Origin of the sequence: Gordonia sp. Swx-4 (genome assembly GCF_030316175.1) — a bacterium.
Lineage (GTDB): Bacteria > Actinomycetota > Actinomycetes > Mycobacteriales > Mycobacteriaceae > Gordonia > Gordonia alkanivorans.
Window position 1 is genome coordinate 3,904,017 of the sequence record NZ_CP128197.1, and the last position, 13,321, is coordinate 3,917,337.

Genomic DNA, 13,321 nt, shown 5'->3' on the forward strand with positions numbered 1-13,321 from the left:
CTTCTCAGCCCTTCAGCTGTTCGGCGAGCGCGGTCAGCACGTCCGGGTCCTCGATGGTCGACGGAACCGTGTACTCCTCGTGATCGGCTATCTGGCGCATCGTCTTGCGCAGGATCTTGCCCGACCGCGTCTTCGGCAAGGCCGGCACCACGGTCACGTCGCGGAAGGTTGCGACCGCGCCGATCTCCTCACGCACCTTGGCCACGAGTTCACTGCGCAGCGTGTCGGCCTCGATGTCGACGCCGGACTTGAGCACCACATACCCGCTCGGCCGCTGCCCCTTGAGGTCGTCGTGGATGCCGATGACCGCGCACTCGGCGACGGCCGGGTGCGACGCCACCACAGCTTCGATGCTTCCGGTCGAAAGGCGGTGTCCGGCAACGTTGATCACGTCGTCGGAGCGGCCGAGGACGAACACGTAGCCGTCTTCGTCGACGTAACCGGAGTCGCCGGTGAGGTAGTAACCGTCGAAGGCGGCCAGGTAGGACTTGCGGTAGCGGTCCTCGTCGCGCCACAGACCGGCGAGCGTCCCCGGCGGCAGCGGCAACTCGATGACGATGCTGCCCTCTTCCCCGGCCGACACCGGCTTGCCCTCGGCATCGACGACGCCCACGGCATAACCCGGTACCGGCACGGTGGGCGAACCCGCCTTGATCGGCATCGGTTCCAGGCCACGGAGATTCGCCGCGATCGCCCAGCCGGTCTCGGTCTGCCACCAGTGGTCGACGACCGGGACGCCGAGGGTGTTCGACGCCCAGGTGAAGGTGTCGGGGTCGAGTCGCTCGCCTGCGGCGAACAACGTCTGCAGGGACGACACGTCGTACTTCGCCAGCTCTTCGGCGTTCGGGTCGGCTTTGCGGACGGCGCGGATCGCGGTCGGTGCGGTGAAGAGCGCCTTGACGCCGTGGTCGGAGATGACCCGCCAGAAGGCGCCTGCGTCCGGGGTTCCGACCGGCTTGCCCTCGTACATCACGGTCGTCGCACCGACGAGCAGCGGCGCATAGACGATGTAGGAGTGGCCGACGACCCAGCCGACGTCGGAGGCCGTCCACCAGACGTCGCCCGCGGAGATGTCGTAGATGTTCTTCATCGACCAGGTCAGCGCGACGGCGTGGCCTCCGTTGTCGCGGACCACACCCTTGGGCTTTCCGGTGGTGCCGGAGGTGTAGAGGATGTAGAGCGGATCGGTCGCGGCAACCGGTACCGGATCGGCGGCCTGGGCGTCGGCCATCGCCGTGTCCCAGTCCAGCCACCCGTCGAGATCGGCAGCGGAACCGGCGATCTCGGGACGGTCCTTGACGATGACAGTCTGCGGCGCGTTGGCCGACAGCTCGATCGCCTTGGCCACCATCGGCAGGTACTCGACCGCGCGTCCGGGTTCGAGACCACCGGAGGCGGTCACGATCGCGACCGGCTCGGCGTCGTCGATTCGGGTGGCGAGCTCGGGTGCGGCGAAGCCGCCGAAGACCACCGAGTGCACGGCACCGATCCGCGCGCAGGCCAGCATCGCGATGGCGGCCTCCGGGATCATCGGCATGTAGATGACGACGCGATCGCCGGAGGTGATGCCGCGGGCAACGAGGACGCCCGCGAACCGGGACACCTCGTCCAGCAGTTCGGCGTAGGTGTAGCGGCGGACCTCGCCGACCATCGCCGAGTCCCAGATGAGGGCCGTACGGTCACCCTGTCCGGCCGCGACGTGGCGGTCGAGGGCGTTGTACGAGGTGTTCAGCTCGCCGCCGGGGAACCACCGGTAGAACGGCGCGGCCGAGTCGTCGAGGGCGCGGGTGGGCTCGGTGGTCCAGTCGACGGCCTTCGCGGCCTCGAGCCAGAAGCCTTCGCGGTCGCTGACCGCCTGGGTGAATGCCTTGCTGTACCGGCCCATGGCCATCCTTTCGTCCTCACGCGCATGGCAGGACACCCACACGTGTCACGCCGCCCCTAGAGCGTATCGGTGTGACGCCCGACACCGAATCAGTTCTCGTGACCTGCGCCGACCGGTAGCCCGGACGCGACGAACGGTTGCCCGCGGTGCTCGATCAGATCTGCCGCAACTCCGCCACCGCGTCGGTGACCTGGTCGAGGAAGGACCTGACGGTGTCGAGGTCAGCCGCCGAGAAGCCGTCGGCGACGGCACGAACTCGGTCGATGAGCGGCCCGAAAAACGCCCACCCCATCTCCCGGGCCTGCTCGGTGACGTGCAGCGTGACCCGTCGACGGTCGGATTCGTCGCGTGCTCGCGAGACGAGACCGCGGCCCTCCAGCCGATCGATCAACGCGGTCGTCGACGCGGAGTTGAGCCCGAGGTGACCGGCGAGCCAGCCTGGGGTCGCGACCTCCTCGGCCCTCGAGCGGTCGAGCAGGGCGATGAGGGCACGCACATCGGTGGCGTGCAGGACGTTTCGCGCCGCAAACTCGGACCCGAGCAACTCCAGCTCGACGGTCAGGGACCGCAGGCGGTGGACCAGGTCGTCGTATGCCACGCAATCACTCTACGACATTCGCTCGATGATCTAATCTCTCGATAATCGAGATACATGGTCATCGGAGGCATGCATGGCACGACCGTCACTGCAGGAATTCGCCGACTCCCCCGACGGCGCTGGGTTCTTCGCCGCCTACGACGCACTCATCGCCCGCGGAGGCGCTCGCCCGATCGACATCGAGACCGGTTACGGAGTGACTCGCGTCAACAGCTACGGCACCGCACCGGAGGCGCCGATCGTCCTGCTCCCGGGCGGCGGCGGCACGTCCGCGTCGTACGTGAACGTGGCCGGACGTCTCGCGGAGAGGCGCCGGGTTCATGCGGTCGACATCATCGGCGACGCCGGCCGCTCTCGCCCAGGACCCGGCCGGCCGCGCACCGCCGACGAACTGATGGCCTGGCTGGATGCGGTGTTCGACGACCTCGGACTCGAAACCGTTGACCTGGTCGGCCATTCATACGGCGCGATGATCGCCCTGGCCTACGCGACCGGCATCAACCACGAGCGGGTGCGGCGACTCGTCCTCCTCGACCCGACTACGTGCTTCGCGGGCCTGCGGTTGGGCTACCTCACCCACGCGTTGCCGACGCTCCTCGCCCCGAACCCGGAGCGGCAGCGCCGATTCCTGTCGTGGGAGACCCGCGACGCCACCCTCGACCGCACGTGGATCGAGATGTACTGGGCCGGAGCACGCTTCCCCACCGGCCGGACAATCGTCCCCAAACGCCCTTCATCAGAAGCGCTCTCGAGGTTGGCCGGCGGCAAGAACGTCACCGCGGTGTTCGCACCACACAGCAGGGCACATGACTCGGCCCGCGTCTCTGCTCGGGTTCGGCAGTACTTACCCGATGCGCGGACCGTGATGCTGCCCAGCGGAACTCATCACACGCTGCCGCTCGAGCCCGCGGACGAGATCATCACCGCGCTGCTCGACGCGGTCGAACTTGCGGAGGAGCGTGTCGAAGGGAATCAGCACAGGATCTTGCGGTCTCCACCACCAGGATCGGATGCCCGACGATCTCCCTGAGACGTGCCTCATCGGTGATGCGCATGTGCACATACTCCCAAGCGTTCAGCGGGAGGCAAGGCCGCGTTGCGGAACGGTCCATTCCGGTGTCCAGCGGAGGGTGCGGAGCGATGCCTCCCGGGTCGTGAACCGGCGACGGTGATGCCGTGTCCCATCGGTGACGACGAGATCCACCTCGGCATCGAGGTGCCGGGCGAGGGACCTCGCCGTCCACCCGGGCCGACGACCGGAGGTACCGAGCACGACCGCCCCGGCGCCGAAGCGCTCGACAGCCCGCTGCATCACCGCGACCGGGTCGCCGAGGTCGGTGGCCGTCACCACCGATCGCGCGCCGAGCCAGATCGCGAGTTCACGCGCGGTCCGCAGCTGCTCGGCGACCGTGGCCTGCCCGCTCAGCAGGTAGGACTCGTCCTTGAGTGCATCGTGAAGTCCGGTCGGGGCCTCGTCTCGCCGGCTGCGTCGTGTCGCGCAGACCAGAATCACGTCGGACGTCCCTCCGGTCGCGCGCACGGCGGTCTTGATGGCCCGACGCGACGCCTCGCTTCCGGAGACGCCGACGACCACCGGGCGTCCCGCGGACAGTCCGTGTAGTTCCGGAACAGCGGGTGACGCGACCCATTGCGGGCCGTTGGGTCCGGGGAGCAGCATCATCGTCTCGTCCTCTCGCCAGTGATGTAAACGTGCTGCTCACAACGCTATGGAGGCGAAGACCCCGAATCGCCATGCTGTGGGATGAACTGACATCCACCCGTGGGTGGAGGTCGGAATCCATCGGTGGGAGGAAGCGGGCGCGGGCTGCGGACCTATTCTGGAACGGTGACGAGCTTCACAGCAGACCTCGGAGCCGAACTGCGGCGTCGGGTCGAACGCGCCGGCGGAGACTATCCCCCGCTGTACCCCGCGGTGATCCTGTCGGCGAGCGTGGTCGTCACGGCGGTCGCGGTGGCGCAGCGATACCCGTTCGATCATCTCGGCTGGGTGATCGCGGGACTCGTGCTCGCATGCCTGACACTCGTCCTCGATCTCAGCGTGCCGCCGTCGACGTACGTCTGCTTCACCGTGCTGGCGAGCACTCTGTGTTTCCTGATGGCCCCGGTACCCAACGATGCCGCGCCCCTGCAGTTGACCCTCACGGCGGCCATCGGTGCCGCGATGTACTCACTGCGCACCGGAATCCGCGTCGCGGTCGTGTGAGTCGCGTTGGTCGTGGCGTTCGGAATTTTCGGTGGCCTCGAGTCCCCCGCGTTGTACGCGCTCGGCGTCGCCTGCGGTTGGCTGATCGGATACATGGTCCTGATCCAGAAACGTCTGTCCGACAACCGCGCCCGGGTCCTGCGTGAGCGTGCCGATCGCGCCGCCAGCGACGAACGACGCCGCATCGCCCGGGAGATCCACGACGTCATCGCGCACTCGTTGTCGATCACCATGCTGAACGTCACCGGCGCGCGGCGCGCACTGGAACAGGACCGCGACGTCGACGATGCGATCGACGCCCTGACCGACGCCGAACGCCAGGGCCGGCAGGCCATGTCCGAGATCCGGAACATCGTGCACGTGCTCGGCGCGAACGAGACACAGCCGCCCACGACTCCGCCCAGCGATCGCGATCTCGCCGCGCTGATCGACGACTACCGGAAGGCGGGCATCCACGTCTCCCACCGCGTGGACGGCGACCTCGCCGCGCTCCCCGATCCGGTCTCCGCTGCCCTGTACCGGATCACGCAGGAGTCCCTCGCCAACGTCGTCAAACACTCGACTGCCAACCGGGCCACGGTGAGCGTCACTGTGGGCGACTCGGTCGAGATCACCATCGAGAACCCACACTTCGGCGGACGGGCGAGAGATCGCGACGGCGCCGGGATCGACGGCATGACGCAACGGGCCGCCTTGCTCGGCGGCACCTTCGAGACCTGCCACGACAACGGGACCTGGACCGTACGGGCCACGCTCCCGGCCCGGGTCATGACCGACGGGATCGGCGTATGACCTCCACCGGTCCCACCGACATCGGCACCGACCCGATCCGAGTCCTCCTGGTCGACGACCAGGAACTGGTCCGCACCGGACTCCGACGCATACTCCGCCCTCGGGACGGTTTCGACATAGTCGGAGAATGTGCCGACGGCTCAGAGGTTCTCGCGGCGGTAGCCGAACACCGACCGGACATCGTGGTGATGGATCTGCGCATGCGGAACATCGACGGCATCACCGCCACGACGATGTTGCGGACACTCCGCGAACCCCCGCCGGTGCTCGTACTGACCACCTTCGACGACGACGATTTGCTGTCCGGCGCACTGCGTGCCGGCGCCGCGGGTTTCATCCTGAAGGACTCGTCGGCAGAGGCCCTGATCTGGGCGGTCCGGGCCGTGGTCCGCGACGGCGCCTTCCTTGATCCCGCCGTCACCGAACGTGTCCTGAACGGTTTCCGACGCGCCGGGCGTGAGCAGACCTCGATCGCACCGGATCTGACCGACCGCGAGACCGACGTCCTGCGTCTGATCGCCCGCGGCCTGACGAACGGCGAAATCGGTTCGGCACTGGGCATTTCGCAGGTGACGGTGAAGACTCACGTGAACCACATCTTCACCAAGCTCGACCTGCGGGACCGCGCCGCGGCGATCGTCTACGCCTACGACCGGGGACTCGTCCTGGCCGAGTACGACTGACCGGGAGCCACTGGAATCCGCCCCTCAAACGCACCCTCAGCAGGGCTGTCGACGACGACATGTCCGCGGTGACGCTCCAGGTGTGTTGATCTCAGGAGCGGTTTGCAGGGCAGTTCTCAGCCGGCCAGGCGCACCTCGACGCCGTCTGCGAAGCGGTACGGTCCCGCCATCAGCAGACCGCCGAAACGCTTGCGCAGCCGGGACATCTCGGCGCGGACGGTCACCGTCCGATCGTCGACGCCGAAGAGGTGCGCCGACATCTGCGCAGCGGTCACCCCGCTACGGTGCCGCGCGAGAAAGGTGAGTATCTCACCGTGCCGGGGCGAACACCGATGGGTCCAGCCGCCACTGGCTCCCTCGACCGAGACCTCGACACACTCACCTCCGGAAGCGGCGACAACCGTTCGCATCGAGACCCGCGTCGTCGACGCATCCGCGGCATCGGCGACGCGCACGAGCCAGCCGCCCGGTAACGCTTCCACATCGCATTCGCCGAGTGCACCGAAGAAGGACCGGCCAGGTCCGACACCGCGCGGCAACAACAGCCGCGATCGTGGGGACACCGCATCGACGGCCGCCACCCAGCCGTCCACGTCGACGGCCAACGCCGGCCCCGGCGAGCGGGCGAGAATCGGCGCTGCGACCGCCCGGAGGCAATCGAGCCGTCGGTGATGCTGTTCCCGCAGCTGCGACTCGGCCAACCGCGCGACGGCATGTACGAGCGCCAGGGTGGTCGGGTGGATCGTTGCCGCCGGACCGCTGACGTCGACGACGCCGAGCACGTCTCCGGTCCGCGGGTCCTTGATCGGAGCTCCGGTGCACGTCCAGGAGTGGTGGCTGCGGACGAAGTGCTCGGCGGAGAACACCTGGATGGACTTGCCGGACATCAGTGCGGTGCCGATCGCATTCGTGCCCACCGAACCCTCTGCCCAGTCGGCGCCCTCGATGAACCCCAGCTGATCGGCACGACTGAGCACCCTCGACGACCCGCTGCGCCACAGCACGTGACCTCGTGCATCGGCGATGACCAGGATGTTGTCCCCGTCCGCGATCAACGAGTCCAGATTGCGTGCGAGTTCATCGACGACCTCGATCAGTCCCGACTGGCGTCGCCGCTCCTCGAGTTCTTCGAAGTCCAGGCCCCGCTCGACCGCGGTGTCGGCGTCCGGAGAGAGGCCTGCCCTGCGAAGCCGCTGCCACGAGTCGTCGATGACGGCCCGCGGACGTGCCGGCATCCGCCCACCCGACATAGCGGCGTCGTGGACGGCGCTGAGGACGTGGGCGAACTCCCGCGGATCGTCGCCGGCCTGTACGGCAGGCTCCAGATCGGAGACGTGGTCGGAAATCGTCATTACCAAGATTGTGCGTCACATCACAGAAGCGATGCAACGAGGGGACGGGTCGCAACGGACTGCAACCCTTGCCGGCGCGGGCACCCGAGGCGTCTGCTGTCCTCAGCAAGATTGTGGCCCGCGTCACTATCGGCGCCACCCCGAACTGTTTGAGGAGAGACGATGACCCAGACGATGGAGCCGGTTGTCAGCACCGGCCGCACCCCACAGCAGCGTGTCGACGCGTGGCTGCAGGAGTTCGAAGCTGCGCTGGCCGCGCTGGATGTCGGGCGTGCGACGAGTGCGTTCCTCACCGACAGCTACTGGCGCGATCTCACGGCATTCACCTGGAACATCAAGACGGTCGAGGGCCACGAGCAGATCAGCGACATGCTGACCGCACGCCTGGCCGACACCCGGCCGGCGGGCTTCGCGACGACCGAGGACGCCACCGATGACGGCGACGGCGTGGCGTCGGCCTTCCTTTCGTTCGAGACCGCCGTCGGACGCTGCGAGGGCCATGTACGCATCCGTCCGGACGCCGACGGCGTCGACCGCGCCTGGACGCTCCTCACGACCATGCAGGAGTTGAAGGGTTACGAGGAGAGCCGCGGTCCGACCCGCGTGCTCGGTGCCGTGCACGGTTCCGATCCGGACACCCGATCGTGGGCGGAGAAGAAGGCCGACGAGGAGCGCGAGCTCGGCCGGACTGCCCAGCCCTATGTCCTCGTGATCGGCGGCGGACAGGGCGGCATCGCGCTCGGGGCACGCCTTCGACAGCTCGGGGTGCCGTCGGTCGTCGTGGACCGTCACGACCGGCCCGGCGACCAGTGGCGTAAGCGTTACAAGTCCCTCTGCCTGCACGACCCGGTCTGGTACGACCACCTCCCTTATCTCCCCTTCCCCGAGAACTGGCCGGTGTTCGCACCCAAGGACAAGATCGGCGACTGGCTCGAGTTCTACACCAAGGTCATGGAGGTGCCCTACTGGAGCAAGACCACCTGCCTGTCGGCGAACTACGACGAGGACCAGGAACGCTGGACGGTCGAACTCGACCGCGACGGCGAACGCCTCACGCTCCACCCGACGCAGCTCGTACTCGCGACGGGCATGTCCGGTAAGCCCTCGATCCCCACGGTGCCGGGTCAGGACATCTTCGCCGGCGAGCAGCATCACTCCAGCCGGCACCCGGGTCCCGACGCCTACGCCGGCAAGAAGGTCGTCGTGATCGGGTCGAACAACTCGGCTCACGACATCTGCAAAGCCCTCGTCGACAACGGCGTCGACGCCACGATGGTGCAGCGCTCGTCGACGCATATCGTGAAGTCCGATTCGCTGCGGTCGATCGCCCTCGGCGGCCTGTACAGCGAGGAGGCCGTCGCCTCCGGCATGACCACCAAGAAGGCCGACCTGACCTTCGCGTCGCTGCCCTACCGGATCATGCACGCGTTCCAGGTGCCGGTCTACAACCAGATCCGCGAGCAGGACAAGGAGTTCTACGACCGTCTCGAGGCGGCCGGCTTCAGACTCGACTTCGGTGACGACGACTCGGGCCTGTTCATGAAGTACCTACGACGCGGCTCGGGTTACTACATCGACGTCGGCGCCAGCGAGCTCATCGCCAACGGGACCATCAAGCTGGTTCAGGGACAGCTCGATCACCTCACCGAGAACTCCGTCGTGCTCGCCGACGGCACCGAGCTCGAGGCCGATGTCGTGGTCTACGCAACGGGGTTCGGATCGATGAACGGCTGGGCCGCTGACCTGATGGGACAGGACGTCGCCGACCGCGTCGGCAAGGTATGGGGACTGGGATCGGACACCACGAAGGATCCCGGCCCGTGGGAGGGCGAGCAGCGCAACATGTGGAAGCCGACGCAGCAGCCTGGCCTCTGGTTCCACGGCGGCAACCTGCATCAGTCCCGGCACTACTCCCTCTACCTGGCACTCCAGCTGAAGGCTCGGTACGAGGGTCTCGACACTCCGGTCTACGGACTGGCCGAAGTGCATCACCTCAGCTGAGTACCTGAAGACGAGTAATGCCCCGTGACGAGGAGATCGCGGGGCATTCTCATGTCTGTGGCCCGAGCCGGCCGCACACCCACCCTTTTTCCGTAGATCCACCACCCGGTCAGGGGGTGGAAGTACGGAAAACCGGTGGGTTTCCTCTATCAGCGACAGCCCCGGAAATGCATTGTGGCCCTACACGATTACTCGTGTAGGGCCACAATGGGATGTTGTGTTCGGCGGTGTCCTACTCTCCCACACTGATTAAGGTGCAGTACCATTGGCGCTGGAGGGCTTAGCTTCCGGGTTCGGAATGGGGCCGGGCGTTTCCCCTCCGCTATGGCCGCCGTAACTTTATGAAACAATCCACAACGGTTTGTTTGTTTGTTGTGTGTTGTCTCAGAAGATGCATAGTGGATGCGAACACACCAAAAACTGTTGTTTGGTGATGTTGTGGGTGTTGTTGGTAAGTCCTCGGCCGATTAGTACCAGTCACCTGAACACATTGCTGTGCGTACAGTTCTGGCCTATCAACCCCATGGTCTGTAGGGGGCCTTAACCCCGCAAAAGGGGGTGAGAAACCTCATCTTGGAACAGGCTTCCCGCTTAGATGCTTTCAGCGGTTATCCCTTCCGAACGTAGCTAACCAGCAGTGCCCCTGGCGGGACAACTGGCACACCAGAGGTTCGTCCGTCCCGGTCCTCTCGTACTAGGGACAGGTTTCCTCAAGTTTCTTACGCGCGCGGCGGATAGAGACCGAACTGTCTCACGACGTTCTAAACCCAGCTCGCGTGCCGCTTTAATGGGCGAACAGCCCAACCCTTGGGACCTACTCCAGCCCCAGGATGCGACGAGCCGACATCGAGGTGCCAAACCATCCCGTCGATATGGACTCTTGGGAAGATCAGCCTGTTATCCCCGGGGTACCTTTTATCCGTTGAGCGACACCGCTTCCACTTGCCGGTGCCGGATCACTAGTCCCGACTTTCGTCCCTGCTCGACATGTACGTCTCACAGTCAAGCTCCCTTGTGCACTTACACTCAACACCTGATTGCCAACCAGGCTGAGGGAACCTTTGGGCGCCTCCGTTACTTTTTAGGAGGCAACCGCCCCAGTTAAACTACCCACCAGGCACTGTCCCTGAACCCGATCAGGGTCCGAGGTTAGAAGTCCAATACGATCAGAGTGGTATTTCAACAACGACTCCATGAACACTGGCGTGCCCACTTCACAGTCTCCCACCTATCCTACACAAACCGAACCGAACACCAATACCAAGCTATAGTGAAGGTCCCGGGGTCTTTTCGTCCTGCCGCGCGTAACGAGCATCTTTACTCGTACTGCAATTTCGCCGAGTCTGTGGTTGAGACAGCAGAGAAGTCGTTACGCCATTCGTGCAGGTCGGAACTTACCCGACAAGGAATTTCGCTACCTTAGGATGGTTATAGTTACCACCGCCGTTTACTGGGGCTTAAATTCTCAGCTTCGCCACCCAAAGGTGACTAACCGGTCCTCTTAACCTTCCAGCACCGGGCAGGCGTCAGTCCGTATACATCGTCTTACGACTTCGCACGGACCTGTGTTTTTAGTAAACAGTCGCTTCTCTCTGGTCTCTGCGACCCACACCCGCTCAGAGAGTAAATCTCGTCACCGGTCTGGGTCCCCCTTCTCCCGAAGTTACGGGGGCATTTTGCCGAGTTCCTTAACCACAGTTCTCTCGATCGCCTTAGTATTCTCTACCTGACCACCTGTGTTGGTTTGGGGTACGGGCCGTGTACCAACTCACTAGAGGCTTTTCTCGGCAGCATAGGATCATGGAATTCGCCGCAACGGCTACGCATCACCTCTCAGGCTATATGTGTTCCGGATTTGCCTAGAACACGCCCTACAGGCTTACACCAGTACAACCACTGACTGGCCCCACTACCTTCCTGCGTCACCCCATCGCTTGCCTACTACCAGCCAAGGTCCCATGCATCACCCCACCCGGCACCCGAAGGTGCTCCTGGGGGATCTGGATGGTTAGTACAACTGATTCAGCATGGGCGCGGATACACGGGTACGGGAATATCAACCCGTTGTCCATCGACTACGCCTGTCGGCCTCGCCTTAGGTCCCGACTCACCCTGGGCGGATTAGCCTGGCCCAGGAACCCTTGGTCATTCGGCGGAAGAGTTTCTCACTCTTCTTTCGCTACTCATGCCTGCATTCTCACTCCCACACCCTCCACCACTAGATCACTCTGTGGCTTCCACGGATGCAGGACGCTCCCCTACCCACCCACACACCTGGTTGACACTCCGTAGAACATCAACGGGCTAACGTGTGAGTGCCGCGGCTTCGGCGGTGTACTTGAGCCCCGCTACATTGTCGGCGCAGGATCACTTGACCAGTGAGCTATTACGCACTCTTTCAAGGGTGGCTGCTTCTAAGCCAACCTCCTGGTTGTCTTCGCGACCCCACATCCTTTTCCACTTAGTACACGCTTAGGGGCCTTAGCCGGCGATCTGGGCTGTTTCCCTCTCGACTACGAACCTTATCGCCCGCAGTCTCACTGCCACACTCTCACTTACCGGCATTCGGAGTTTGGCTGACGTCAGTAACCCTGTGGGGCCCATCGGCCATCCAGTAGCTCTACCTCCGGTAAGAAACATGTGACGCTGCACCTAAATGCATTTCGGGGAGAACCAGCTATCACGGAGTTTGATTGGCCTTTCACCCCTACCCACAACTCATCCCCTCCATTTTCAACTGAAGTGGGTTCGGGCCTCCACGACGTCTTACCGTCGCTTCACCCTGGCCATGGGTAGATCACTCCGCTTCGGGTCTAGACCCGGCGACTCAAACGCCCTATTCAGACTCGCTTTCGCTACGGCTACCCCACACGGGTTAACCTCGCCACCGAGCACTAACTCGCAGGCTCATTCTTCAAAAGGCACGCCATCACCCACCCTCCGAAGAGGCACAGGCTTTGACGGATTGTAAGCGTCCGGTTTCAGGTACTATTTCACTCCCTCCCGGGGTACTTTTCACCTTTCCCTCACGGTACTTGTCCGCTATCGGTCACCAGGAAGTATTCAGGCTTACCGGGTGGTCCCGGCAGATTCACAGCAGATTCCACGAGCCCGCTGCTACTTGGGCACCCATCACGCAAGACCATGTGTTTTCAGCTACCGGACTCTCACCGTCTACGGCAGACCATTCCAGGCCACTTCACCTAACACACGATTTTCTGACTCACGCTTCCACAGGTAGATGGAAGAAGATGAACCCCACAACACCACACACACAACCCCTACCCGGTATCACATGCGCATGGTTTAGCCTCATCCGCTTTCGCTCGCCACTACTCACGGAATCACTTTTGTTTTCTCTTCCTATGGGTACTGAGATGTTTCACTTCCCCACGTTCCCTCCACACCCCCTATACATTCAGAGGTGGGTAACACGACATCACTCGTGCTGGGTTTCCCCATTCGGACACCCTCGGATCACAGCTCGTTTGACAACTCCCCGAGGACTATCGCGGCCTACCACGTCCTTCATCGGCTCCTGGTACCAAGGCATCCACCGAACGCCCTTACACACTTACAACAACACCTACAAACCACCCCCACCCCAAAAGAACGAGGATCGAATGTAGACATCACAAAACAAACAAATTTCTGCTAAATCACAGACCAACGTCAACGTTGATTTGAAATAAAGATGCTCGCATCCACTATGCACTTCTCAAACAACACACACCGTCTGACCGCCCACACCTCCGCGCCCCATCACAGGACACCTCACCAGCATGA

The 13,321-nt window shown here is 64.0% G+C and carries 7 protein-coding genes, 2 rRNA genes and 1 pseudogene; 4 read left to right on the forward strand and 6 right to left on the reverse strand.

The genetic code is table 11. The features are described 5' to 3' along the window. Positions 1-4: 4 nt before the first annotated feature. Together PWF70_RS17945 and PWF70_RS17950 are read right to left on the reverse strand one after the other, a co-directional pair. The gene (locus tag PWF70_RS17945; RefSeq protein ID WP_241548730.1) at positions 5-1,885 is read right to left on the reverse strand and encodes a propionyl-CoA synthetase; all 1,881 of its coding nucleotides are present in this window, start codon (positions 1,883-1,885) and stop codon (positions 5-7) included. A gap of 154 nt (positions 1,886-2,039) precedes the next feature. Next, positions 2,040-2,483, reverse strand: coding sequence for a MarR family winged helix-turn-helix transcriptional regulator (locus PWF70_RS17950; protein WP_241548729.1), 444 nt, complete (start codon positions 2,481-2,483; stop codon positions 2,040-2,042). A 73-nt stretch (positions 2,484-2,556) separates the two neighbouring features. On the opposite strand from PWF70_RS17950, the gene PWF70_RS17955 reads away from it, so the two are divergent. Further along, positions 2,557-3,513: an alpha/beta fold hydrolase gene (locus PWF70_RS17955; RefSeq protein WP_127962624.1), complete on the forward strand. Its 957-nt coding sequence runs from the start codon at positions 2,557-2,559 to the stop codon at positions 3,511-3,513. A gap of 45 nt (positions 3,514-3,558) precedes the next feature. Here PWF70_RS17955 and PWF70_RS17960 read toward each other — a convergent pair whose 3' ends face one another. Then, positions 3,559-4,164 (reverse strand): universal stress protein, encoded by a 606-nt coding sequence (locus tag PWF70_RS17960; RefSeq protein WP_127962623.1) that lies wholly within the window; start codon positions 4,162-4,164, stop codon positions 3,559-3,561. A gap of 165 nt (positions 4,165-4,329) precedes the next feature. Between PWF70_RS17960 and PWF70_RS17965 the strand changes: the two are divergent. Then, positions 4,330-5,499, forward strand: a pseudogene (locus PWF70_RS17965) (sensor histidine kinase). Continuing rightward, entirely contained in the window at positions 5,496-6,182 is a 687-nt protein-coding gene (locus PWF70_RS17970) for a response regulator (protein WP_006357493.1), read from the forward strand. The pseudogene PWF70_RS17965 and the gene PWF70_RS17970 overlap by 4 nt, the downstream one beginning before the upstream one ends. Before the next feature lie 116 nt (positions 6,183-6,298). Here PWF70_RS17970 and PWF70_RS17975 read toward each other — a convergent pair whose 3' ends face one another. Next, complete coding sequence (locus PWF70_RS17975) at positions 6,299-7,534, reverse strand: helix-turn-helix domain-containing protein (RefSeq protein ID WP_006357492.1); 1,236 nt, start codon at positions 7,532-7,534, stop codon at positions 6,299-6,301. Between the two features lie 162 nt (positions 7,535-7,696). Between PWF70_RS17975 and PWF70_RS17980 the strand changes: the two genes are divergently transcribed. Continuing rightward, positions 7,697-9,535 (forward strand): flavin-containing monooxygenase, encoded by a 1,839-nt coding sequence (locus tag PWF70_RS17980; RefSeq protein WP_006357491.1) that lies wholly within the window; start codon positions 7,697-7,699, stop codon positions 9,533-9,535. A gap of 219 nt (positions 9,536-9,754) precedes the next feature. Here PWF70_RS17980 and rrf read toward each other — a convergent pair. Together rrf and PWF70_RS17990 are read right to left on the reverse strand one after the other, a co-directional pair. Continuing rightward, positions 9,755-9,871: ribosomal RNA gene (gene rrf, locus PWF70_RS17985) — 5S ribosomal RNA — on the reverse strand. A 111-nt stretch (positions 9,872-9,982) separates the two neighbouring features. Next, a 23S ribosomal RNA gene (locus tag PWF70_RS17990) occupies positions 9,983-13,115 on the reverse strand. Positions 13,116-13,321: the final 206 nt, after the last annotated feature.